The organism is Niastella koreensis GR20-10, assembly GCF_000246855.1.
GTDB classification, from domain to species: Bacteria; Bacteroidota; Bacteroidia; order Chitinophagales; family Chitinophagaceae; genus Niastella; species Niastella koreensis.
Genome location: NC_016609.1, coordinates 6,128,166 through 6,154,879 on the forward strand (window position 1 = coordinate 6,128,166; position 26,714 = coordinate 6,154,879).

General features: G+C 41.4%; 18 protein-coding genes. 7 read left to right on the top strand and 11 right to left on the bottom strand.

Translation table 11 applies throughout. From position 1 onward, the window contains the following. Positions 1 to 14: 14 nt before the first annotated feature. The 7 genes from NIAKO_RS24360 to NIAKO_RS24390 form a co-directional block, all read right to left on the bottom strand. Positions 15 to 1,487 carry a hypothetical protein gene (locus NIAKO_RS24360; protein WP_014221113.1) on the bottom strand — a complete coding sequence of 491 codons (1,473 nt, stop codon included), beginning with the start codon at positions 1,485 to 1,487 and terminating at the stop codon, positions 15 to 17. A gap of 52 nt (positions 1,488 to 1,539) precedes the next feature. Continuing rightward, the gene (locus tag NIAKO_RS24365; protein WP_014221114.1) at positions 1,540 to 4,734 is read right to left on the bottom strand and encodes a TonB-dependent receptor; all 3,195 of its coding nucleotides are present in this window, start codon (positions 4,732 to 4,734) and stop codon (positions 1,540 to 1,542) included. Positions 4,735 to 4,799: 65 nt separating this feature from the next. Then, a complete protein-coding gene (locus NIAKO_RS24370; protein WP_014221115.1) occupies positions 4,800 to 5,861 on the bottom strand; it encodes a FecR family protein in 1,062 nt (353 codons plus the stop codon). Between the two features lie 102 nt (positions 5,862 to 5,963). Then, positions 5,964 to 6,542, bottom strand: coding sequence for an RNA polymerase sigma factor (locus NIAKO_RS24375; protein ID WP_014221116.1), 579 nt, complete (start codon positions 6,540 to 6,542; stop codon positions 5,964 to 5,966). Positions 6,543 to 6,573: 31 nt separating this feature from the next. Continuing rightward, positions 6,574 to 7,965 carry a S41 family peptidase gene (locus NIAKO_RS24380; RefSeq protein ID WP_014221117.1) on the bottom strand — a complete coding sequence of 464 codons (1,392 nt, stop codon included), beginning with the start codon at positions 7,963 to 7,965 and terminating at the stop codon, positions 6,574 to 6,576. 449 nt (positions 7,966 to 8,414) lie between these two features. Further along, complete coding sequence (locus NIAKO_RS24385; RefSeq protein WP_014221120.1) at positions 8,415 to 9,398, bottom strand: alpha/beta hydrolase; 984 nt, start codon at positions 9,396 to 9,398, stop codon at positions 8,415 to 8,417. Between the two features lie 177 nt (positions 9,399 to 9,575). Further along, complete coding sequence (locus tag NIAKO_RS24390) at positions 9,576 to 11,846, bottom strand: PA14 domain-containing protein (protein WP_081195935.1); 2,271 nt, start codon at positions 11,844 to 11,846, stop codon at positions 9,576 to 9,578. Positions 11,847 to 12,048: 202 nt separating this feature from the next. On the opposite strand from NIAKO_RS24390, the gene NIAKO_RS24395 reads away from it, so the two are divergent. From NIAKO_RS24395 to NIAKO_RS24425, 7 genes are all read left to right on the top strand, one after another. Further along, the gene (locus tag NIAKO_RS24395) at positions 12,049 to 12,978 is read left to right on the top strand and encodes an extracellular catalytic domain type 1 short-chain-length polyhydroxyalkanoate depolymerase (protein ID WP_014221122.1); all 930 of its coding nucleotides are present in this window, start codon (positions 12,049 to 12,051) and stop codon (positions 12,976 to 12,978) included. Positions 12,979 to 13,432: 454 nt separating this feature from the next. After that, positions 13,433 to 13,822, top strand: coding sequence for a helix-turn-helix domain-containing protein (locus NIAKO_RS24400; protein ID WP_014221123.1), 390 nt, complete (start codon positions 13,433 to 13,435; stop codon positions 13,820 to 13,822). An 87-nt stretch (positions 13,823 to 13,909) separates the two neighbouring features. After that, complete coding sequence (locus NIAKO_RS24405) at positions 13,910 to 14,275, top strand: helix-turn-helix domain-containing protein (protein ID WP_014221124.1); 366 nt, start codon at positions 13,910 to 13,912, stop codon at positions 14,273 to 14,275. 272 nt (positions 14,276 to 14,547) lie between these two features. Beyond that, the gene (locus tag NIAKO_RS24410; protein WP_014221125.1) at positions 14,548 to 15,105 is read left to right on the top strand and encodes a glycosyltransferase; all 558 of its coding nucleotides are present in this window, start codon (positions 14,548 to 14,550) and stop codon (positions 15,103 to 15,105) included. A gap of 182 nt (positions 15,106 to 15,287) precedes the next feature. Then, positions 15,288 to 15,785 carry a MauE/DoxX family redox-associated membrane protein gene (locus tag NIAKO_RS24415; RefSeq protein ID WP_014221126.1) on the top strand — a complete coding sequence of 166 codons (498 nt, stop codon included), beginning with the start codon at positions 15,288 to 15,290 and terminating at the stop codon, positions 15,783 to 15,785. A 315-nt stretch (positions 15,786 to 16,100) separates the two neighbouring features. Beyond that, the gene (locus NIAKO_RS24420) at positions 16,101 to 16,370 is read left to right on the top strand and encodes a hypothetical protein (RefSeq protein WP_014221128.1); all 270 of its coding nucleotides are present in this window, start codon (positions 16,101 to 16,103) and stop codon (positions 16,368 to 16,370) included. A 186-nt stretch (positions 16,371 to 16,556) separates the two neighbouring features. Next, a complete protein-coding gene (locus tag NIAKO_RS24425; RefSeq protein ID WP_014221129.1) occupies positions 16,557 to 17,054 on the top strand; it encodes a hypothetical protein in 498 nt (165 codons plus the stop codon). A 154-nt stretch (positions 17,055 to 17,208) separates the two neighbouring features. Here NIAKO_RS24425 and NIAKO_RS37140 read toward each other — a convergent pair whose 3' ends face one another. The 4 genes from NIAKO_RS37140 to NIAKO_RS24445 form a co-directional block, all read right to left on the bottom strand. Beyond that, a complete protein-coding gene (locus NIAKO_RS37140; RefSeq protein ID WP_014221130.1) occupies positions 17,209 to 19,983 on the bottom strand; it encodes a S9 family peptidase in 2,775 nt (924 codons plus the stop codon). A 369-nt stretch (positions 19,984 to 20,352) separates the two neighbouring features. Further along, positions 20,353 to 21,738, bottom strand: coding sequence for a thioredoxin family protein (locus tag NIAKO_RS24435; RefSeq protein WP_014221131.1), 1,386 nt, complete (start codon positions 21,736 to 21,738; stop codon positions 20,353 to 20,355). Between the two features lie 80 nt (positions 21,739 to 21,818). After that, complete coding sequence (locus NIAKO_RS24440; protein WP_014221132.1) at positions 21,819 to 23,222, bottom strand: RagB/SusD family nutrient uptake outer membrane protein; 1,404 nt, start codon at positions 23,220 to 23,222, stop codon at positions 21,819 to 21,821. 10 nt (positions 23,223 to 23,232) lie between these two features. After that, positions 23,233 to 26,670, bottom strand: a complete 3,438-nt coding sequence (locus tag NIAKO_RS24445; protein ID WP_049815602.1) for a TonB-dependent receptor — start codon at positions 26,668 to 26,670, stop codon at positions 23,233 to 23,235. Between the last annotated feature and the right edge of the window lie 44 nt (positions 26,671 to 26,714).

Sequence of the window (26,714 nt, forward strand, 5' to 3'; positions counted from 1 at the left end):
GTAACAAAATATTCCTATTGATATCTTGTCCAGTTCCAGCAACCGTCTACATTAGTCCAGTCATTACCTCCAGGGAAGGCACCGGCGTCTACTGCATCGGAAATTGCAGGATCAGGCATAAAATTGGCTGCGCCATTACCGCCACCACGGTTAAATGGATCTACCAGGCCAATAATATTGGCATTGCTGCTGAGATAATCTGTGTTGCCAGCATTGCGGGCTTTGAGTAAAACGGCAGTTGAAGTGCTGAAACCAGCACCCGTAGCCGCTGTTCCATTTGATTCCTGAGAAAAAGGCCCAACTCCAGGCGTATTAGCAGTACCAAATGCAGCTGCGAATGAATTGGTAATGCTTGAAATATCAGCAAAATACGCATCTGGGGTAGTGGGGTTACCCAACTGACCGTCGAGCGAAACGCCATAGTTGAAGCCCATGAAAATAGCGTTGTCGATGTGGAAACGGGCGCCTCTTCTTAAATGAGCAGCACGACCGTATTTACCTGTACCAGAAGGACCACCGGTAGTAGTAGAAGCGATAGTGGCACCAGGTACACCAATAATGGTCAGGTAATTGTAAGATGGGTTGGTGAACGGCTGGTTAGTGCTGCCGGTTCCATCGTTATCACTTTCCAAACCGTTAGACTGGCTTTGGTCAGGACGGTTAACGTCAGACATACCTAATGCATAGCTGATGGTGCCACTGTAGCCGTTGTCAGTGTCAAACATATCATCCAGGGCATCCACTGCAATGATATGAGAAGCGTTAACAGTACCGCCAAAGAACTCAAATGCATCGTCATTGGCTTTGAAAACTTCTACATAATCAATAGTAGTACCGCTGCCCACACCAGCAAGGGTAAGACCGTTGATCTCATTGTTAAGGCTCAATGCATAACCACCATATTCAATACGAACAAATTTCAGGGTACCTGAATTGTCGTTTGCTACTGGGGTGCTGTTGCCATACACCAGGTCAATGTTAGGATAGCTGGTGTTGTTGATACCCTCTACAAAAGCAGGGTAATTGTTGGTAGGTGCATTTCCTAACAGGATAACGCCAGCCCAGTCGCCAGACTGTGGATTTGGATCGGCAGATGTAAACACGATCGGGCAGGAAGGCGTACCTACGGCTTCCAATCTTGAACCGCGGGTAATGATCAATCCACCGCCAGCATTGCCGCCAGAACCTTTCAGGCCTTCAATTCTGGCACCTGGCTGAATAGTGAGCACGTGGTTACCGGTAACAAATACCAGCCCGCTCAGTTGATACACCTTTGTATTAGAAAGGGTCAGGTCGGTGGTAATTTGTCCGGAAATTACACTGTCGCCGCCAGTAGCAGGATTAATGCTGCAATCGCAGGTGGCGGTTACGCCTGCAGTTAAAGAATGGCTCTTGTCGGCATTGTTGATGCCCTTTTTACAGCCGATCATTCCAACAGTGACAGCAGCTACTGCCAGTGTTCCAAAAAGGATGTTCTTTCTTTTCATCAGAAAATGTTTAATGATTAAAAAATAAATACCTGATTATAGTGAACAGAATTTATTTTAAGGTATATGAAACAGTTACACCAAATGTGCGCCCGGCGGCCAGCTTATAATCCACCAGATCGGTATCCTTTTGGTAACGGGCTTGCTTATTGGTCAGGTTGCCTTTATCATCGGGCGTTTCGCGGTTTGCGTAAACGATATAAAAACTATTAAGCAGGTTACCGGCATTCAGCTTTACTTCCAACTGCTGTTTTAAAAACCGGGCTGCCAGCTGTGCATCCAGGCTTTTTACCGGTTGCTCATACAATGATTGTGCTGCTGTACTGGTATTGCCGCTGCGTTCAATAACCCTGAACAGGCGGTTAGCAACCGCATTGTAAACAAGGCTGGCAGAAAGGAACTTATAATCAAAGAAAAACCCGGCGTTGTAGGTATAGTTGCTGGCGCCAACCTGTGGTCTTTTTTCCCACTCATGCACCACTTCTATAAGGGCAGGTTTGTTGGCGTTGGTATTATCATAGGTCAGGTCCATCGTTTTTACGCGGCTGTCCATATACGCAAAGTTTCCGTACAGCGTAACGTATTTCACAATGGGAATACCTGTAAACGCCAGCGATTTCCTGGCCTCCATTTCTATACCGTAATTCTGCGCTTCCTTGGCATTCTTTAAAGAGTAAAGCCGGTTGGTTGCGTATTTATAAATTTCCATTGGGTAATCCAGCTTTTTAAAGAAGGCTGAAAAAGAAATGATATCACCTGCAGCAGGATACCATTCGTACCGGAAATCGTAGTGATGCAGTATGGTGGAACGTACCAGACCGCTGATGTACTCGCCACCCAACTCATAGTCATACTCATCAAAATAAGACAGTTCCCGCAGGTCGGGGCGTATGATGGACCTGGCGTAGGCCAGGCGTAAATTCATTTTTGGGTTAAGGCTGTATGTTAGGTTAGCCGAAGGAAACAACTGCCAGCTCTTTTCGCGGTTGCGGAAAGAGGAATAATCTTTGCCGGATGTTTTCTCCAGTTTATCGATATTGCCATTTACTTTTCCAATATTGTAATATTCAGCCCGCAGCCCCCATACCAGTCTCAGTTTGGTTGTCAGTTTATTGTCTAACATCCCATATAGTGCGTGCAGGTTAGCAATTTTATGCATACTGTCGCCAAACTTTTCAAACGAGATCGATTTCAGGTATTCTGGGCTAAAAGCGCTGGTAAGCGGTATCTGGTAACCTTTGGCATTGATAAGGCTAGAAGCATTCAGCACAAAGAACTTCCGGTCTTTACTCCAGCCGGCATAACCGCCTTTAAACAACTGGCGGGTGCCTGCCACGGTAAAGGGCACCTGCACCGAAGCATTCCAGTTATAATTCTTTTCCACAGCTCTTGACCACCACCGCAAGGCGCCGTTGAATAAGGTAGAACCAGCACCATTGATGGTTACATTGTTACTGTCAGGGTTCAATGCGCCCTTGTTTACCAGCGGTACCACCAACTGGTGGTTATCGGGGCGTTGCTTTTCAAGCCAGGTGTAGCTGCCCAGCCAGTTGATCTTTATTCCCTTTGTTCCGATCTTATATTCCCCTTTCAACTGATTTTGCAGTAAGGTGGTTTGCGTGGTATTGTCATACATACCCCACTGATTACCGCCGTCAGTTGTTCCATCGTATACAAGTGCCAGTTGCTGGTTCAAAGTACGTATGAACAAAGATTGAAAACTGATGAGCTGGTGCTGGTTGCGATAGCCCAATCCCAGCATACCTGCTATATTGGTAGAAAAATCATAGTTTCTGGCGTCTGCCCCGAACAGGTTTTCCTGGGCGGCACCACCGCCGTCACTGGCAGCGCTCCAGCCATCACGCCCGGTATTGAGTTTCTGCCTGTTTAATGTATTGCGGTAACTGCCAGCGGCCAGTAACCCCAGTTCACTTTGATCTTTGGTATGCCATACTTTCCCCAGCGACAATTGATAGTTTTGAGAAACCGGGGCTTTCATGGAGGTGATGCCCCAATCGTTGGTGAACAGGGTTGGGTCGTTTGATTTGGCATTGTAAACGGCTGCTGCATCATAACCGGTTTTCCAGTTCAATTTTCCAAATAACTGCCGGCTTTTAGCCACGCTGCCGTAGTATTCGCGCCCATCCAGCTTCAACGATAAAAATGGTTTACCGGTTGTTTGATCGTTTATACTGGTTCCGGCACTTATACTTAAAAAGTTATGCGTTGGAATGTCAAGGGTGGTCACTTCAATTAAACCACCGCCAAATTCGGCGCCACGGTCAGGGGTCAGCGTTTTAATAACTACCACATTATCTACCATGTTTACGGGCAGGATGTCGAAGTTGAAATTTTTACGGTTCAATTCGGTAGAAGGCATTAACTGACCGTTCAGTACAGCCCCGTTATACCGCTCACTGAGGCCTCGCACCACCACGTATTTATTTTCCACGGTTGAAATACCGCTGATACGTTTGAGCGATTCGCCAATATTTTTATCCGGTGTGCGGGCGATCTGTTCGGCACTGATCCCATCTGTAAGGGCAGCATTATTTTTTTGCCGGGCATATAAACCGGCAACGCTTTCCTTACGCACGTTGGCAGTAACCACCACACCCTGTAATTGTCCTTTTTGGCGTTTCAGGGTCAACGTAAGCGTTACCGTCTCATTTGCGTTAACCACTATCTCACTCACCTGTTTGGTATCGTACCCTACGCAAGAAATTACAGCCATATAAGTACCGGCAGGAACAGGTATACTAAAGGTACCATCAATGCTGCCTTTAACTGTTGCCTGTGCCGCTATTTTTATGGTGGCGGCAACAACCGGCTCCCCGCTTTCTTCATCAAGCACCTGACCGGTAAAAGTTCCGTTGTTATTAAGAGGTTGCGTTTTAACTCTTGCCTTTATAATAATAATATAGCCGTCAACAACATAGGTATACCGGGTAGTTTTTAGCGCCTGCTGCAAAGCCTCTTTTATGGTTGCCTGTTGAAAATGAACGGTAACAAGCGTGGCCGAATTCACTTCTTCCCTGGAATAATTTATAACATACCCGGTTTGTTGTTCAATGCTGGCAAACACCTGTTGCAGCGGGGTTTCCGTAAAGCTGCCAGTCACTTTTTTAGCAGCCTGCTGACCAATGGCAGGTATAGAAACCATTATTACAATTATCAACAGCAGTTTGGTTAATGCAATACGTATCCAGGTCCCTTTAAAAGGGAATTGCTTGATCCAATAATTCATGTTTAGGTATTAATATTTATTGATGGAAAACCAACAGGGGTTTTTAACAGTTGACCAATGCCGGATTAATGAATAATAAAAACAGAATCGCGCTTATAATAAATGAAATCTCCCATCCTGCTGAGTAATTGCAGCATACTGCTTACGCTGCGATTACGAAACGTAGCTTTGAACCTTTTTTTGGAAAGGGCGCTGCTACCTTCCAATTTATATTGCAACCCATAACTATAATGCAGGGTTTGAAGTATTTCCAGAAGTGTGGCATCTTCAAACATAAATTCATTCCGCATCCAACCTGCTACATCATCAATCGGAACAGGCAATTGCAGTAATTGCTGATCTTTATGCTGATAGATGCCCTTAAAACCGGGCAGCAGCAGTAACTGATGCTGATTATTGCGGCTATCGTAAAAAGTTACTTTCCCGGTTCTTACTGCCACAGAAATATCTTTTTCACCAGGCCGGTTGCGTATACTGAATGATGTTCCCAATACTCGTATCTTAATATCGCCTGTGCCTATTACAAAGGGATGGGCTTTATCCCGGCGTACATCAAGGTACACTTCCCCTTTATCAATTTTTATATTCCTTGTACTATCGCTGAAGCGGGCAGGGTATTCCACTTTACTATCGCCATTTAAATACAGTTTGGTGCCATCCGGAAAAATGAAAGAACGGCGTTCACCCGCTGCCGTTTCCAGTTGCAGCCATTTTACTTCTTTTTGGGCAACCGGGGTATTAACCAATGATGAATGGTGGCGGTCTTTTACCAACAATAAACCAGTTACCATCAACACGCCAATGGTACAGGCTGCATAAAGCCAGCTGTTCCTTTTCCACCATTTGGGCTGAAGCGGCAAAATGATGGCTGGTTGCTCAAACGGCTCTACAGCATTCACTTTTTGTAACCAGCGTTCCCAGGCGTCCTTTAATATTAGCTGCCGCTCAGGCGTTGCCTCATTTTCTGTTAACTGAAATGCATCCCACTGTTGCTGTTGCCAGCAGGCAGCAGCCTGTTCGGGCGTAAGCTGGTCAAGTATCTCCTGCAGGTGAGCCAGCTCCTGCTCAGGTAAAGAGCCGGAAGCCAGTTTTTTGAGATACACATTTATGTCAAAACCTGCCTGCATAAGTTACTTTACTATATTTACGCCTGGCGGCACCAGGTACCCTCAGCCTGGTATGTTACCAAATTATTAAGTGAGCTTTTTGCGTAAAGTCGCCATTTTGAACTAAACAAATAGCAGCCATATTAAGATAGCGGTAACAGGGAATTTAAGCTTTAACAATTTCAGGGTGTCGCTGATATAGCGCTCCACAGTCTTTACACTCAATTTTTCTGATTGGGCAATTTCGCGGTAGGTAAGCCCCTGCTCACGGTGCAAACGAAAACAACGTTCTTTAACCGGGTCTATTGATTGCAAAACCTCGTTAAAGAGCTGCCTGATATCCTGTTGTTGCAAATGGTGCAGTCCGTCGTTGGTTGTGTACCCGTATATTTCTGTTTCTGCTTCCTGTAGTAATAATTGTGTAGTACTCCCCTTTTTCTTTTCTGCTACCATCTTACGCAAATGTGAGATCATCGTATTACGCACGATGGTAAAAAACCAGGCGTCGAGGGATTGAGCCGGGTCTATCATTTGCCGGTTCACCCACAACTTCACAAATGCTTCCTGGGCTATATCATCAGCATAGCTGCTGTTGTACATTGCGTGGGTGAGAAATGCTGTGGTTCTATTATAGGTGTTGTTAAAAAACAGCTGAAACGCTGCACGGTTGCCGTTCTTAATTTCGATTTCTAACTGGGTCATGGTTTTTACAATAACCTTAAATGAAGTTAATTTACCGGTTTGTGATGCGGGCTGGCTGACGAAGGGCTTCTTCTTCTGCCGAACGATACACAGGTGTTACAGCAATTTGCGTCTGTTGGCGCAAATTGGCGTACCCGGCAGGATAAGGTCCCGAACCATAAATTAACGAAAAAGCTTTTGCTATCAGCGGATCGCTGACTGCGCCTACGTCTGCCAGTGGTAGAAAAGCCAGTTCATCAATTGCATAATCAGGCGCCAGTCCGGTTTCATAATTGCCTTCTTTGTTTTTATTGAACAGTTTGTACACAGTAGGTTCCATTGTCCAGTAAACCTCGCGGGGAACCCGCTGGTCCTGGATCAGAAAGCTGGCTTCGTTTTTACCACCGGTAGCAGCGCCGATCTGTATCACCGGCAAATAAGGCTTTGTATTATTAACCACCAGTTCGGCAGCCGACGTGGTACCCCCGGTTGTAAGGATAAATATTCTTTTCAATGAAAGGGCCGCAGACTGCAGGGTACTGTACTGACGGCCTGAAGTATTTCCAGAAGTGTTTAGTACCTGCTGTAGTGTATTGGTATGCATCCCCTCCTGTGCATTCCCCTGGTAAATAGCATACACATCATTAGCTGTTAGCGAATTAGCTACCAGGGCGACCATCTTGGCGCTGCTGGCAACGCTGCCACCTGCATTGTATCGCAGGTCAAGGATCAATTCATTGATATTGGCAGCCTTTAATTTGGTAATAGCCTGTATCAACTGTCCATCGTTATTCTCTGCAAACGACCGGTAATTGAGGTAACCGGTCACTATGCCATTGGCGCTATATGTGCGCGTATACTGTATGGCATTTTCACCTGCAAAGCCCGGAGCAAGGTTTATCTCCTTTCCTTCCAGCACCGCCCCACCATTATAATCTGCCAGGGTAAGGGTTATGGGCAAACGGCTTTTCAGAATATGCGTTATAGCATTGAGATTTGAACTATTGATGGCCTCGCTATTAACCCGGGTAAAATAGGTTCCCCTCTTAAAACCTGCATTGGCGGCCGCACTGCCTATACTAACATCGGTTACTACCCCCAGGTAGCCTGCTCCGGCGGGCAATTGTAACAAGGCATAATGAAACCCATATATAAAATAGGAATTTGATGCCGGTTGCAGGGAACTCCCATCGCTGATCCACGAAAACCGGTCAGCTACCGACAACAGGGAAGCAAAGAAAGAAGCGGTATTTAAGGAATAATCCGGTGAAGTGTTAATGCTGCTGTTCCAGTAGTAATAACGTTTCATACTATCCAGCACCCATTTATTGATTATTCCCAGGGAATCTGTAGGTATGTAACCACCCGGATAGTCCTTTTTTGAGCAACCGGACAGCATAAATATACTCACAGCAACGATAAAAGTGATAAGGCGTGCACGCATGGTTAAGTGCAAATTAGGCCTGCAATTTTATTATTTCTTTCACAATAAATGGGAACAACTTATTATCTAATCTTTAACTTGTTTATTTACAAAAATAGCGGCTGGTGTGTGGCCCGGCCGCTATACAAGAGATGAAAAGAAAAAACCAAGTGTAACATCTTCTACAATATAAACTTTATTGCAGATGTTATCAGGTTGTAGCTGCAACCTGATAACGATGAACATTGATACACCTTTGTTCATCAAAAGTAAAAATTAATTGTTTAATAACAAAACGGTAATGGATAGGTATATGATAAGGACAGATTACATTATTCTACAATTACGGTTTTGCATGCACCGTTATGTATATCCCAGCGGTATAGAAGGCATCAGGCAGCAGGAGATACCAAAAATAAAGCCTCCCAATCAAATAGATGGGAAGGCCCTACTTTATTATTATTGATAATTTATTTCAATGCATTCTTAATCTCTTCCGCAGCATACCGGATAAGAGATTGTACTTCGGGTATCTGTGACAGCGGGTTCAGCATACCATAATCGTGGATCATGCCCTGGCAGCGGATCAGCGATACGGGTACACCGGCCTGGTTCATTTTTCTGGCGTAGGCTTCGCCCTGGTCGCGCAATATATCGTTCTCAGCTGTTTGCACCAGGGCTGGCGGCAGTCCTTTTAACTGATCGAGTGAAGCGCGTAAGGGCGAAACAAAAATATCTTCGCGATGCGTATCGCTGGCTGTATAATTATCCCAGAACCAGATCATCATATTGCGGGTAAGAAAGCGATCATTGGCAAATTGATGAAACGATTCCGAATCGAAGTTGGCATCGGTAACCGGCCAAAACAAAACCTGGAATTGTAATTCCGGTCCTTTTTTCTCTTTGCACATCAGGGCCACTACAGCGGCCATATTACCCCCTACACTATTGCCCACCACGGCCAGCTTTTTTCCATTTACATTGATGTCCGCGCCATTCTCCGCCACCCATTTGGTAGCCACATAAGCTTCCGTAACGGCCACGGGGTATTTTGCTTCGGGCGATGGCGTATATTCAACAAACACGGCCGCCATGCCGGAATGTACCACCAGGTCGCGCACCAGGCGTTGGTGAGTTGGGAAATCGCCCAGCACCCAGCCGCCGCCATGGAAGAACATAAATGCCGGTAATTCCTTATCCACCCCGGCCGGACGCACCACGTACAATTTAACCGTAAGCCCGTCCTGGGTAATTGTTTTTTCCATCACGTCAATGCCCGATAGGTCAACCGATACCGATTTCTGGGCGCCTACCAGCACCTGGCGGGCTTCCTGCGGCGTCATTTTCTCCATCGGTTTTCCGTCACCACTGTTCAGTGCTTTCAAAAATGCTTTTGTTTGAACCTCAATAGAAGGATCAGTAGCATAGTTAACTACTTCAGCTGTAATTGACATGTCTGTTGGTTTTGAATGTTAACAATAATGAATTAAGCAATGTGATTCTCAGTAACGGGCGACTATGGCTACTTATCAGGCGGGTGCGGAAAAAAGAAAGGACATACAAGGTAGGCATTCAGTCAATGCGAAGAGCAGGTGGCTGCATTAATTTTATATGACTTAAATCAAATTCTTTTACCTGGGGTATAACTGGGTTTGGGGAACCAGCTCCTGTTCCTGGGAAGGGCTTTGCCAGAAGAGGTAGAGGGCCGACCGGTCGTCCTGGTTAAAGTATTCCAGTTTGATGGCGTATTTTTTCCCGGCCTCCAGTTTTATTGCAGGGGAAGTATGCGTTGTGGTATACAGATCGTGCCAGCGATCGATGAGCAGTTTATCATTTACCCATAACCGAACCCCGCCGGCCACTTCAGCAGAAAAAGTATAGTCTTCGGTATATTGAGGTTGTACAAAACCCGTAAAGCGGATGCTGTATTTATTATCTTTTATTTTATAATGAACACCCGTTGCCAGGCCCGGCAGCGGAATGCGCCATTCGGGAAAACTGATCAACGGATCCACGCGCGCTTCCACGGCGGTATCATAATCATTGCCGTTATAATAAACACCTTTCAGCCCTTCGCCATTACCCCATACCAATGGGGCAAAGGCAGAGATGGCTGTTCGTCCGGCCTTTGTAAGCATGTAGGGCTGTCCTTTTATGGGTTGAACCCTTATCACTTCCTCCTTGCCCGCATCGGGCGTAAAATGAATGTCACCACGCAGCTCACATTGCACCACGTCTAGCGATTTCGGCAGATTGGAGCTCGCGTTTTCAATAGCCCCTTTTGTTCCACCTTTGATGATACAGTTACGCAGCAGAATGGGACGTGAACCTTTGGCCGGGCCTTCCACCATCCGGAATGGATAAGGAATTTGCGCCCCGCCATCGAGTGTCAAATTCTCAATGCGCACGCCATTGGCGCCGCTGGCGGCATGGTCTTCAAACACGCTGTTGTATATATAACCACCATTGTAGGTATAGTTGTTTACATAGGCGCCATGGTTTACGCCCACCTTGCAATTGTAGATAGTAGTTTGTTCCAGCACATGGTTCTTGCCATTGTTCTGCCAGCTGCGAATACCGCAATCGGAATTATGCACCACATTGCCTTTAAAGATCCAGGCAGATTCAATGGGCATTTCTTCCCAATCATACGCGGCATTCACGGTTTCCAGCCCCTGCTGACCAGCCACTACATTGCTGTCGCAGCGATTGTCGTCGCCCATGCTCAGCACAAAGGCATGCGTACCAAATGTGGGAGCCCCTTTTGTGTCGATCGAGATAGCGCCCTGCAAGTATTTGGGCGACGCCACCAGGTTATGGGCCCATACGGTGCGATGCGTGGCATCGGGCAGGTCCCACCAAAAGGGCGCTTCCATACAATTGAAGGCGATGTTGTGCGTCATGGTAATGCCATTGCTTACATGCGGCACGTAGGCATGGTTATCTATATCGCGCATCACACAGCCATCGATAACCGATCCATCGCTGCCATCATCACAATGGTGAAAATGCAGGCCATAGCGGCCCAGCACCTGTTCTTTTACGGCAGAACCGCCCTGGTCTTTACGCGGGCCTAAATACCTGAAGGCCACCTGTTGCACCGATTGCGCCACAGAGGAGCGAATAAAAATATGCGACTTACCAGTGGCTGTACCTTCGATGCGCACATTGCGGGTAAGGTTACCTACTTCGGCCGTCCATAAATTATTGATGAGCGGATGAGCGGTAGTCGCCGCATTCAGCAAGATCGCATTCCCTTTTATAGCAGTGATGGTACGAACATCTACATTACGCGCATCAGCTGCCGTTGGCGTGATAATTATTTCATCGCCCACCAGCCAGCCTCCGGCATTTTTAACAGTAATACTAGTAGCGCCCGCAGCAATGGAAGAAGTGGCGTTTGTCCAGCTGGTTTTTCTTTGCCCCTGTAACTGCAACTGCCCCGCTCCCATTACCCACAAGCCAATGTCACTGCTAATCATGTCCATGCCGCTGCCCACCATTTTATCTTCATCGATGCCGGTAAACCGAAGCGTTTGAATGATAGATAGTTTGGCAGGCTGCATTTGCCATTGCCCGGTAACCAGGATGTTTTTGGAAGAACTGATAACAACAGCACGCGTGGGATCAACGATCAGTTTACCCACCACGTGCATTCCAGAAACGGTAACATCCTTATCCACGATCACCGTATTACCCGCTGCAATAACCGGTGCATCGTTTGGCCCCGGCACCTTTCCCCCCCAGGTAGCGGCATTTGACCAGTTACCACTGCGTACACTGGAGATGGTAGCGGTAAAGGTGGCCGCGTTTGCACCACAGGAAATTACAGGACCTGGTGGACGGCTGAAACCGAGCACCAGCATAACGATGTAACAAGCTATTATGAATTGAGATTGCATGGGGTTTGTGTGTATAAAATTACCACATTTCAGGATAGCAACAAGACCTGTCAGGTCCGCTTTATCCGCCCGCCTTATCAGTCTGTTGCTGCGGACCTGACAGGTCGGCCCTCGCTGAAGTAACCTCAACCCCAATTTTTTCAGCTTCACCCCGTTCGCTCAAAATTCACACCTAAACAATTCCATCTTTACCCTAAAAAGTATGAATAAACAATCGCTCCTGTATTGTGTACTGACGTTTTTGACGCTTGGCTTTACGAATTGTAAAAAGAAGACAGACAATCCGCCTGTTACCAATTTTCATTTTTATGATTCGATGCAGCTGGATGGGTATCTCCGTACGTATTTACTGAACCTGCCACCCAATTATAACGACAGCAGTAATTTTCCATTGGTGATCGCCCTGCATGGATTAGCAGGCAGCGCCAGCCAGATGGAGCAGGATTATGGGTTGACTGCCAAATCGAACAGCGCGCATTTCATCCTGGTGTACCCGGAAGGCGTGCAAAGCGATGGCATCCTGGGCATCCGCACCTGGAATGCCGGCACCTGTTGTGATTTTGCCATGCAGCACAGCATCGATGATGTACATTTTATAAAACAACTAATTGCGAAGCTCACCAGTAGTTATAAGATCAATCCCAAAAGGATCTATGTGACAGGCATGAGCAATGGCGCTATGATGACGTACCGGCTGGCCTGTGAGCTTTCTAACCAACTGGCGGCCATTGCACCCGTGAGCGGAACGTTGTTAACGCTGCAGCCCTGTAATGCGGTCAGAGCGGTGCCGGTGCTGCACATCCATTCAGCCATCGACACCAAGGTGCCCTATGCCGGCGGGTATGGACTGGCCAACTATTATTTTCCACCCGTTGACTCTACCCTGCGCGTCTGGGCCGGGATCGACAAATGCACTATAACCCCGCAGGTTATCACAGATGCGAGCCTGTATACACAAACGCAGTACATGAATTGCAGTCCGAACACTACCGTACAATTATACCTCACCAAAGACGGCGGACACTCCTGGCCAGGAGGATTGCCAGCCAGCGTTAATGCAGATCCTCCATCATCAGCGTTTAATGCGACTGATTTGATCTGGAGCTTCTTTAGTCAGTATGAGTTGCCATAATTAGTTCGGAGTTCCAGGTTCAGAGTTCAGAGTTCCAAGTTCAGAGTTCCAAGTTCAGAGTTCCGGGTTCAGAGTTCCAGGTTCAGAGTTCAGAGTTCCGGGTTTAAAGTTCCAGGATTAAAATATCAGGTTACAGGTTGCAGGGATTAGAATTCCCTGTAACTTGCAACCTGTAACATTTTCTTCCAAAATCCGCTACCAGCGCGGGTATCCGATCAGTGCCCATTGATAAAAATTTCGTCGTTTTGGCAAAATTCAAAAATGCACCTTATTAATTTACAGGAAAATACATACTACTGATATAAATATTAAATCCGAGTACCGGGAGGTTTTACATTTACAAAACAAATCCTGACTGACACCAGCGATTCAAGCACACTAACGATTACTTTTAGTATTAACTGATAGATCAAGAGGCAACAACACTTTCAGTTCATTTACCTTAACCTATATTATGAAAAAACAAACACGTGCAGAGATCGATCAGAAAAAAATAATAAAGGCCAGGGAGATCATAGATGCAGAATTTTACAAACCGATAACGCTGGAATACCTCAGCAGGCGCGTGGGCATGAGTCCGAAGAAGCTCGCCGCCGAATTTCCCAAAATATATTATCAAAGCATACAGAAATACCTGACCACGGCGCGTGCACTCACCGGCATGCAATTGTTACTAGAAACCAATCTGCACATTTACGAGATAGCCTGGGAAACCGGCTATGATGTTACCCGTCCGTTCTCAATCATGTTTAAAAAGGTTACCGGGCGGGCGCCATCCATCTGGCGAAAATTACAGCAAAGCAATCCCCCTGGAACAGTCCCTTATATACTACTCAACCGGTAGAACTTCCCCAAAACCAGCGACGCAAATCACATACAGTCCCAACCCGACATGAGATTGTGTGTATTATCTATCATTAAACCAGTTCCAATGCGTAACAGAAAGAAGTTAAAGAAGCATGTAGTGACCGCTATTACTGCGGCGAAAGAAATTTTCGATCACAACCTGGGCGATGAATGCACCGCTTACAAAACAGCCCTGAAGTATGGCGTATGCCGCAATGTGCTGCAAAAGGCATTCAAGGATGAATACGGCGTAGGAATCAGAGATTACCGCTTACGGGTACGAATGGAGAAATCGAAAGACATGCTGGCAGCAGGCAAAGATGCAAAGGAGATCTCCATTACACTGCACTACAGTAACCCCAGTGCATTTAACAATGCATTCAAAAGATACTTCAAGGTAACACCAAAAGAGATGTTCGACTTTACTGAAGGCGATAGTTTTTGTGCTTAATTTTATTGAGCACGATTATGACTACACGTAATTAACCATGAATCAATCAATAGCAATGAAACGTGTGCAAAGTATAAATAAGTTGTGCGAAGTATCAATAGAAATCACTTGACTTTCGCCTTTCGATGACCGTATATTTGATGTATCAAAAGGATGAATGCTCCGGGAGTTGAACCGGAAGATGCAAAGAAGATATAATCACCAATACTTATTGCGAGGAATTACACCATTAGATTGGAGAGCCATTTATTTGTCTAAACAATAAATAGAGCATGGAAACCTTATTCAAAGTTCCGGCAACGACCGGGGCCAACCGGTTTGTGCCGGAGAATGAAATGAATGACAATTATCGCATCAGGCGGTTATCTATTTTTATCCACGCGTACAATGAAGAGAACTCGATTACATCATTCCTCGGCCACATCAATGAAGTAAAGCTGATATGTAATTTAGAAAAGGATGCGATTATTGTGAATAATTATAGCGCAGATAATACCGAAGCGTCATTACGGACCTCTTTCGCAAATACCCCCAACCTTACAAATAGCTACCTCAAGTATATACAGCACGATGTAAATGCGGCTATCCATTCGGGTATCGACCAGACAATGGTCGATTACCCGCTAATTCAGGATGCTGACCTGAAATATGACCCGGGCGAGTATAATACGTTGTTAAAACCAATACTACCCGGTTCGGCAAATGTGGAATACGGCTCAAGATTTATGGGTGGCTGGCAATCCACACCGCATCCCATTCTTCTGGCCTTCTATTGGAAACCACGTGCTTACCTTTTTCTCAAATATGTTCAGCAATTTGAACCTGACTGACATGGAAACCGGTTACAAGTTATTCCGTACCTCCATTATACAATGGATTTATTCTGTCTAACGTGTTAATCACTCATCTTTAGTATTCCCCAAAAACAATAGATCTATTCCGAACTATAAGACATTTTAGTCATCGTCTCAATGGTCATCTAAATAAAAGTAATTCTTATAAAGCTTGTTTTATGAACAGATCCACCTTATCAGACATTACAGTTAAAAAAAATTTCCTTGACCAAACCAATTGGTCGAAAAGGGTAATAATTAACGAAGTAATTGCAATAGCTTTAATATTACTATTCGCTTACGCCGCAATTACAAAAATCCAAGACTACCAAGCGTTTACAGCACAAATAGCAACTTCACCAATTTTAGCTTGGATATCAAAACCGATGGCGATCTTTATCCCAACAGTTGAACTCATAACTTGTTTAGCATTAATTATCCCGAAACTTCGCCTGTATGGTTTGTATGCCTCCTTTGCTTTGATGTTGAGCTTTACATTATATATATCGGCCCTATTTACATTTAGTACAAAGCTACCTTGCAGCTGCGGTGGCATCATAGACGAGTTAGGCTGGAAAAACCATTTAATATTTAACTGCTTCTTTGTATTGATATCTATAATTGGTATAAGACTTGAAAAGGGCTTATTGAAAACAAAACATGAAAAACTTGCCTAATTTACAACGGAATATCGATCATCGTAATCTAAAATACCATCAAGCGAAAAAAAACGAACCAAAATACATCCACTTCTTAAATCAAATATCATTGCTGAATATGCAGCTCATCAATTCCCAACTCAAGCAAACAGATATTACTTGTTTATAGGTTGCTGTTACTCTGATCAAGTCGCAGTAGCCAGCTTATCCAAATTAAGTTTCCAGGCCAGAAATAAACTTTGGATAGATGGGGAAGCCGAAAACCATAAAATCGAGTAGGCGCTAACAATTAAACCTTAAGTTTAGCTTTTTGATTTTAAAAAGCATTTTATTATGAAAAATGTAAAAATAACATTAGGAGCATTGGCATTTTTAACTACTATCGCTACAACATATGCCTTCAAAAAGCTTCCTAGCACCCTATTTATTCAGCAAACTCCTAACTCCTGCGTTGCTATCGCTTGTCATGAAAATGACCAAGATGTAAATCCAGCAACAGGTTTGCCTGAAGATTGCGACATTGCAGGTACAAAATACAGAACACAAGTTAGCTCTACAACTTGTTCTAATCCAGTGACAGTTGCGTTCAAGGCATTCAATTAATCCTTGTCGGATATTTTAAGGGCTGCTTTTTACAAGCAGCCCTTTCATTAGCCAAGCTCTTATATAAATCTTTTTAATCGAAAAATATTCGGAGCAATAATACTAATGCGTCGTAAAGTATTGAATGAAAATTTATGACGTGAATATATAAGTTGAATCAACAGTAGCGACTATAAAATAATTTATATGAATAAAGTTATCCTATTTCCAACCTTGCTTATATATGTTTATCTGATTGGCTGCTTGCAAAAAGGACTCAACCCCAAACTTACGACGTTGAAACCCTTTAATATTCTACTCACAGATAGTACTGTCTGCAATATTAAAAAGCTACCTAATAACGATTTTACAATCCTCATGTATTTTGACCCCAATTGCAAATTCAGTCAACAACAAACAGAAACCATTATTAGAAATATTAAATTATTAAAAAACGTTCATTTTTATTTTTTTACTAATAAATCGTTTATAACGATGAATGAGTTCAAGGAATATTATAAGCTAGGAAACTATAAAAACATAACCGTAGGTAGAGATTATACGAACTATTTTTCCAAGGAATTTTCAGCATATTCATATCCCTGGCTAGTGATATATAATAAACAACAAAAGCTAAAGAAAGTAATAATAGGCGGCACAGACATTGAAACAATTAAAAATTTAACCAGCGCCAATCCCAGTTAATACACTGTTAAATAGAAAGAGAAGTAACAAGTAGATCTATCTTTTAGAAAGGCATCCTCAATTACACCGTTTCTTAGGATAAAGCAGTTCACAATAACATTCTAAATATAATTACAATAAACTTAGTTGTAATTTGATAAAAATCCCTTTACATTTATTTGAAATATTTCACATTTTTAATTTTAGTTACATTATGTACCCGAGTATCTTTCTTAGTTATATGTAATTCCTTTTGACAAATTTTACAATCGCTCCCACAACTTCCATTTAAATCAAGTGTTAATCCAAGATCTTTTCCCTTTTTCATTGCTGGTATTCCTCTAGACATCCATAATGGAACTGCATCCCCCTTTAAATAATGATCAAAAAACTGCGAGAGACGGATAGAATAGTCAATTCTTGGTTCATAATTATATAGTCCGTGTTCCTCTCCATCATATTGAAGCATCCAAGCTTTTTTACCAAGTCTCCTAAGGGCGGTAAACCATTCCACGCCTTGTCCCCACGAAACAGCTTTATCCCCTTTATTATGCAAAATCAAAATTGGAGTCTTAACTTTATTTGCAGAAAAAATAGGAGAGTTTTGAATATATAAGCCCGGATTTTGCCAGAGAGTAACACCAATACGTCCCTGGCTTTTCTCATACATAAACTGTTTGCTTTCATTATTCCAAAGCCCATTATAATCACTAACAAGATCCGACATACCCGCAGCCGGGGCTGCTGCAGCAAAGACATTAGTTTGAGTCACTAAATAATTTGTTTCATATCCACCATAACTAATTCCACTTAATCCGAGTCTTGAACTATCAAACCATGAATACTTTGAAAGATACCTAATAGCAGACACTGTAGAATTGTAGGCACTATATCCGGGCCTTCCTTTAATAAATTTAATTCCCGGCCTAAATACAACGTATCCGTTGCTTACGAAATATGGAATATCTATTTCCCCATTACTCGGCTCGGGATATCGAAAATAATGAAGAAGCCCAGGGTACTGATAAAAATTAAAAATTACTGGGTATTTTAGCTTAGGGTCAAAATTCTCAGGCTTGAATAAGATTCCCTCGTTTTCATTCCCATCAAACATCTTCCATCGAATAAGTTCAGCAGTCATCCAGTTAAATTCACTTTGTGGATGAATATCACTAATTGGCTGAAAATCCTGAAATGACCGAGTCCAAAATAGATTAGGTGCGTCTTCACAATTATAACGCTTTATTATAAACACCTCCGACTGCTTTGCCTTTACAATTGGAATATAATCATAGGGACCCATAACCAATAATTTAGGATCTATTGATCCATATCCTAATTGTACCTGAAAAAAACCGTTATCCCAGTTTGATAAGTTGAAAACCTTTATTAGTATTTTACTGTTGGATGAGAAAACCGGCAACTCTCCAAAATCAAAAGTAGACACGCGCAATCTTAATTTATGTTTACGCCCATAATTATTCGTAATGTTTAAGGGTTTATTGTAGCCTTTAGGATCTATCTTCCAAATATCAAAGTTATCATTAATTAATACAAAAGAATCATCTTTTAACCAGCCAGAAATTCCGTAAGGAACTTTAAAACTAGGAAAGGTATTATCAGCAAACAGAGGAACAGGCACCTTTGTTGTAATTTTTTTTAACTGGCCAGTATTAACATTATAACTATAATACTGCTTCTCCATCCTATCGGGCCAAATGACATAATTACCACTAGGAGAAAAATTAACATCCGCTGTTTCTATCGATGTTTTACCTTTTACAAGAGTTCTGCTTGTCCCGTCTTTCAAGGAAACAAGCAATACATCTAGTTTATTCAATTGATTCCAGAACTTTTCGTCATTATTTATTTTTTTGAAAACTAATGCGTAATCTCCATTCCCTCCCACACTCAATTTAACATTTCTCGCATCATCTTCACCAGAATTGATAGCCACTAAATTATTCCCTTTAATATCGTATATCGCATTAATATAATTAGAAAAATCGCTTTCATTTAACTGCTCAGTTTGAAGTTTTTTGTCTAAATAATGCCAAACATCCAATTTAACTGAATTCGAGGAAGCCTCTTCAAGAGATTTATCTTCAAAATTTCTTAAGGTAAAAAATAATCGTTTCCCGTTGGGGCTGAATTTGGGTGCAGGGAATGGACTTATGCGTAGTTCAGAATTAATTCCTTTAGTATTTTCTGAAATAAGAGTAACGGCTCTCCGCATTTCATGATTAAGAAACATAATCTTGTAGGTATTTCCCTTTTCCTCATTTCCTTTTACAAAAAAAATCGTTTGATTTCCTTCTCGATCAAAAATTAACCCTTCAACTTTATTGTTGCTCTTAAATATAGTATCTGCTGAAAAATTTGCCATATTTATCCGTCTCAGATAAATTAAAGGGATAGGTACCTTTACTTCTGACTGTAACAATAAAGATGTTCCGGGACCATTAAGATAATAATCAGTAATACCTTGAAAGCTCTTTTCTATTTGTCTGGAAAAGTCTCGAACAATAACCTCCATATCTTTTGTCCGATAAACAATTAGGTTATCAGCAAGCAAAGTTGGAACTTTATAACTTTGTACCCCTCCAATTACTTCTATTGATTTATCAATTAAATTTAGAAAAACGAGGGTATCAGATGGTAAGTGATAAATTAATATTTTATCTCCAAAAATTAGGTTTGCCGTTCTTACGCCCTGGACTTCCTTTTTCCATCCAGTTTCCAATTCATGAATAAACATTGTAAAGGCACCTCTTGCCGCACCGGCAAAGTATATAACTCGCTTTCCGTCCTTTGAAATAATTGAGTTATAAAAAGAAGATTTGTCGCTACCCATCCATCTTCCATAAACAGAATGGTCAATGCTGCGTTTTTGCGCAAGAAGCGGCAAAGCGTAAAAGGAGAAAGTTATGTATAGAATAAGATTTTTCATCTGACGACAAACAATTTGAAAGTTATTTTCATAATAAATTAGGTATAAAATCTAATTCGGTCAAATTATATAATAGCCAGCGAACACATTTTTGTATTACTAATTTGACATCTATTATAAGCTTTTCTAAAGAATCAAGCTAAAGCACATAATTGGCATAGATTACCGAGATATTAAACTAAGTGGCGTTGTACATCACCACCCACAAAAGAAGCCCTAGGACAAGATAGAAAAGCCGTGATTATATTCTTTGTATACATCAATAAAGGTTCTCGCAATTAACGAAATCCAGCGAGAACGATGCCATATAATTTCATCAAAGACATTAACTAACGTTATCTATGTACTTACAGCCAGATGTCGATAAAATTAAGGCCATGTCGGCTCACCCGTTCTCATCTTTTCCAAAGTTTTTTGATACACTAATTTATTTTCTGGATTTGCAATATTCCAGGCTCGCTGTTCCCAAGATATCGCGTCATTCTTTTTTCCTAGTTTATAAAGAATATTCGCATAGGTATCCATATTTGAGTGTTCTTCCTTTCCATTAACAATTAGAGTCTTTTTACTCCACTCCAGCGCTATTTTCAAATCCACAGGATTATCACTATGTTCAAACACTTGCCAAGCAAAATCATTATACCCACTAGTAGTGATGCTAAGAGGATACTTATTAATATAAGTAATTAATGATTCTATATACTCAGGCCATTGGCTTCTTTGTTTATAAAAATCACGTTTAAAGAAACCGACTGTCTTATCTGCAACTAATGCGTTGTACTTTTTCTCAAGCTTATTCTGAATCTTCTGCCAATCAGGAACCCAATTCGTTGAACTTCTTAAAGCAACAAATTCTTCATCTTGTTTTATAATTATATTTTTCAACACATCAATTGCATAGTTATAACTAGCTTGCCCCATTGTGGCATTAATCTGCTCACTTTGATCAAGAAAAATCTTAAATCCTGGGTCATCTATATAAGTTGTATAACGAACCATATAAGCAATATTCTCTTTGTTCAGCGAATGTTTATCTAGTGATCCTATGTACTTATTTGCAAATAAATGAGCTAGCGAATCATTACCCAAACTATTAACAACTTCGGCTAACGACTTATATATTGACGAATCCTTTAGATTGTTATATAATTTTAATACTTCAATGGCATATTCATTGCTCACCTTTATTGTTAAAGCTCTATTTTTTTCATTTCTGGCAGCAACCGCGAGATACTTTAATAAGCTTGTATCCCTATTCCCGTCATTATACTCTCCTAATAATTTACCGAAACTATTATTGGGATTGCGAGCAATTTCAGCACTTGCAATAAACGTCTTAGGATCGGTAAAGGAGGTACTAATTTTATAAACTAATTCGCCTCGAGGGTTAAAATAAAGAAGCGTTGGATAAACATTTATCGAATATCGGTGTGCCATAGCCTCAGCATCTTTATACCATGCCTTGATTTCATCATTATCTTGCACCGTAGTGTCCATTTGCAATTTAGCACTAATAAAATATTTATTCATATAATCTCCAACTTCTTGAAGAGGAAAAATATTTAGGCTCATTCGCTTGCAAGGCCCGCACCATGTAGTATGACAGTCCAAAAAAATGTATTTGTTTTCCTTCTTGGCCCTTTTCAGAAGTTCCTGCCAGCTTAATTTATGACAAAAGCTTATACCTCTCTCCTGTGTATATCCTGTATTTATAAAAAAAGAAACTACTAATAAAATAAAACTAATTTTTGCCATCACTTTATTTTTTTATCTTTCAAGCAAGCAACCGATGTGTGCATATCGTTTTCCTAATTAAATTTCGCTCAATCAAAAACTCAGTACCCATCATTTTGAGTCAGATTTTTGTTTAAGAGAATTTCACTTTGAGGAATCGGATAAAGTTTCCAATTATCACTCCAAACACCTCCTTTTTGAGGAGTTATCACAGACATGATTGCAGAGGCTCTACCTAGCCGTTTTATATCGAACCAACGATGCCCCCATTCAGTGAAAAGCTCCAGCTCTCTTTCTTTTTCAAGTGCAACGATAAGAAGATCCTTAGTATTAGCAGTTGTACCTGGCAATTTAGCTCTAGCTCGCACGGCATTTAGATCAGACTGTGCATCACCAACTTTCTCTTGGCGAGCTCTAGCCTCTGCCCTAATTAAATATACTTCTGCTAACCGAATCACCATGGCATATTCGCTTGAGGGTTGCGCGGCATTTACCTGGTATTTAAAAGCGTAATAGTAAGTCTTTGCTCCAACTGTAAAACTTTTTATCCAGTTACTTTTCCTTGCATCTACGTCATCAAAAGAAGAAACCAAATTGTTAGTTAAAGCAAAATAATTATTACTACCAGGTTCTGATGTAAGGATATATGCGGCAGCATCCAATGTATTAAACTGTGGGTTAACAGGTTGTATTTGCCAAATTGCTTCTGTACTATTCTTTTTGAATACATTGTTAAGATTACTTACTAAGCTATATCTAGTATTATTGATAACTTTGGTCGCCTCGTTTTCTGATTCTGCCCAATTACCGGTATATAGATAAACCCGAGCAAGCATCGCAGATGCACTTGCTTTATTAGGACGAATCCTTTCAGTAGTTGTCAATATTGCATCTAACCCAACATAATTATCATTAAGTAAATCCTCGGCTTCTTTTAAATCATTTATGATTTGCTCATAAACTTTATCAGTATCCTCTCGTGATGCTTTAGCATTTATGCGATAATCAGTAGTCAGTAGCAATGGAACATCGCCATACAAATTAACCAAATAGAAGTAAAAGAATCCCCGCAAGAACTTCGCCTCGCCTAGCAATTGCTGTTTTACAGCCGAGCTAAGAGTTGTAGATTTATTTATGCCTTCGATAGCAGCATTTGAAATATAAATGAAATTGTAGAGATTATTCCAGAACAAAACTGGGCTGCTATTTCGTAAAGCGTTCGAATAACTCTGAGAAAGTAGTAAATCGACTGAATAATTTTTTAACTCATCGCTATTTAATGCCGTCAAAGTGGAAATGCTTTGAGTACCTCCGGCTATACCATTGAATTGCATTTGATTATAGATGCTGCTCAATACTGCAATAGCCGTTGCATCATTCTGATATACTGAATTGCTCGTGGGATTTGTTATTGGTGGCTCTACTTGCACGAATTTTTTACATGAAAGCAACAAAAAAGTCAATATTCCTATGACAAAAAAGTATTTATAAGAATGACTATACATAGATTAAATTTTATAAAGTGATATTAACGCCAAAGGTTAAGACTCTTAATGGTGGGAGACTTGTAACCGACTGAGTTTCCGGATCTAATCCCTTATAATTAGTAATAGTCAGTAAATTCTGTCCTTGAAAATATATCCTGAAGTTTTTAAGGTGAAGTTTATTCCGAAAGCTTTGTGGTAACTGATAAGATAACGAAACATTTTTAAGTCGGATAAACGAAGCATCGCCATAAGCTAGGTCACTATTTAGCATATTCGTATAACCAACCGCGACATCCGAGGTCGATTTTTGACTATACTTTTGAATAATGGTTGCATCTCCTGTTTTTTTCCAACGATCAAGAACACTAACAGGCTGATTATTCAACACAGAAAATCTACCAGGAGGGGTAAGGTTGGGGTTAACCAAAAACTGTTGGCCAATTTGCTTTACAAACTGGAAAAGAATATCAAGTTCAAAATCCCTATACTGAAAAGTATTTTGAAATCCACCATAAAATTTAGGAACTGTGTTAATCAAACCATAAGCAGTGGTGCGCGTTGCTGTGTCTGGCCGTGTGGTTAGTCCTCCATTTCCATCTCCAAATTCATAAATACCAGTTGTCGGATTAACCCTTTGAAAATTGAACACCTTTATAACTGTTACTGGTTTACCTATAACAAGCCGGTTTTCGTAGATAGAGCCAATAAAATCAGGATAATTTTTTAACTTGTTTTTTGCTATTGTCAAATTGAAATTTGTTCGCCAGGTAAATTTCTTAGAAAGAATATTTCTTGTGCTGAGAGCAAACTCATATCCTATATTTTCAACAAGCGCTGGTATGTTTGTTATAATAGAAGGGAATCCTGTCATGGCAGGTAATGCTGAAGATAATAGTTGATTGCCTGAACGGTGGCGATAGATACTGGCAGTAGCGTAAATTCTGTCTTGAAAAAAACCGACGTCTATTCCCCCTTCCAATTTTTTTGTCTCTTCCCAAGCAAGTAATGGGTTAAACAAGTTGGCAGGATATAATCCCAGCCCCCCCTGATAAGGATATGCAGTGTTACTATATAAATCTAAAAATTTATAATCCCCGATTTGATCATTGCCGGTTGTACCGAAGTTTACTCTCAATTTTCCGTAACTTAAAAACTTTACCTTATTCTTAATGAATAGTTCATTAGAAAATATCCATGCCCCCCCAACTGAATAAAAGTTATGAAATTGATTCTCGGGACCAAACCTACTTGAGCCGTCTCTGCGAAGAGTAAAATTTCCTAGATAACGTTGTTGCCAGTTATAATTTAATCTTCCAAATATTGCATTATATTTATATTTCGCGAAAGTCGATGTGGTAACGGTAACAATTGGAGCAGATTGAATATTCTCTAGCGTTAGATCACTGGTATAACCATTACCGGCAATAATTAGATTATTGCTAATATTCTGCTGAAACGTACTTCCAATAAGGGCATTCAATTGTCCCTTTTTAATCGCAACTTGATAAGTGGCCTGGGGCTCAATTATCCATGAACGAATATTATTATTGACAAAATTTGCATTACCAACTTTCAAACTAGCAGGAAAATTAGGCGGTTTAGCCGCAATGGGAGACATATTAATTTCATTAGCTGATAGATTAGTATATCCCATGCTAGCCTTCAAATCTAATCCGGGAAAAAGATTATAATTACAAGCGAGATTACCTATTAAATTATTTGTTGTGTTTTTATACTTATTCAATAATTGTGCAACCGGGTTAGAAAAGGTAAGAACACCTGCGCTGGTAAACTGCCAGTTCAGACTACCGTCTTCATTATAGAAAGGTGGTGCAACTGGAGATCCGAATATATTTTGCGTCATATCAGCACGAGGCAACTTAGCATTGTCATTAACATATACTCCTGATAGCATAATATTAAAGCGTTGATCAACAGAAGTACTTGAAAAATTAAAGTGTAATGCAGATTTCTTCGTATTAAAATCTCCAGGAAAAACCGTTGTTTCTTTGTGGAAGCTGCCAGCAATAAGATATTTCGTTTCATTATTACCACCAGATAATGACAATTGAGCATCTGAATATTGCGCATTTCTACCAATTAATTCTTTTTGCCAATCTGTATATCTGGTAGTATCCCAATCCCCCTTAAGATCTCTATCTATTAAGGAAGGAGTTGCATTATCGTTCATAAAGGCTTCATGTCTCATTTCTAAATACTGATCGTTGTTTAGTAGATCAAGTTTTTTACTGACTTTTCCCATGCCCTCATAAACCCTAACATCAATCGACATCTTACCAGATTTGCCTTTCTTTGTTGTTATTAACACAACGCCATTAGCAGCACGACTCCCATAGATCGCTGTTGCATCCGCGTCCTTTAAAATGTCAATACTTTCAATATCCGCAGGATTAAGATAATTTAATGGATTGCCCCCATTGCTCCCAATTTTACCGGTAATACCACCTCCAACATTTGATAATAATTGTGTACTAAATTGAACACCATCTATTATGTACATAGGTTCGCTAGCAAAATTTATACTATTTTGCCCACGAATTTGTATTGATAAAGAACCTCCGGGTACGCCTGTATTTTGTATAATTGTCATTCCAGGCACTCGTCCTTGCAAAGCCAATAATGGATTATTCACAGGTTGCTTTTCTATATCAATTGCTTTTACAGAAGTAACATTTCCAGTTGAAAATCTTCGAGTAGTAGTTCCATAAGCAATTACAACCGTTTCGTCTAACTGTGCTATTTTTTGACCAAGCGCAATCGAAAAAATAGTCTTTCCTTTTACGGCTAATAGCAACGTTTCACGTCCTACAAAAGAAATCTCTAACATTCCGTTCCCATCCACGTTAGACAATGTAAACCGCCCCTGTTCATCAGTAGTAACACCTTTATCCGTTCCCTTCACCTTCACGTTTGCACCTGCCAGTGGATTGCCCTGTTCGTCTGTAACAGTTCCTTTCACCGTCACCGGATCCCCCTGAGGGGGGGCAACCTGACTACTCTTATCCTCCTCTGGCTTCTTCATAACAAAAATCGTCCTCCCCTTTATAGCAAAAGTCAAAGACTGATCCTTCAGCGCCAGGTTCAACACCTGATCAATAGGAGCATTCTTAACCTCAATGGTAATCTTTGATGCATTCTGAATAATAGACGTATTAAAAAAGAAGCGATAGCTTGTCTGCTTCTTAATTGCAGTGAAAACACTTTCCAGGTTAACATCCTTTCCGGAAAATGTCACTGTGTTTTGGGCCAGGCCGTTTGCGCTGCTTTGCAAACAGACAGCCAGAATTATGATCGTTGTCAACTTCATTACGCGCACTAGTTTTGCTCCAGAGCTTCCAACCCACACATGAAAAAGCCCTAAAGCCGGATTAGCAGTTAATTTCATACCTTTGGTCTGTTGTTGGTTAATAAAGAATGTTTCGCGCATTGAAAAGTTAACCTTCATTACAACCGGGTTCTGCCACTAACAGAATCCGGTTATTTTGTAAA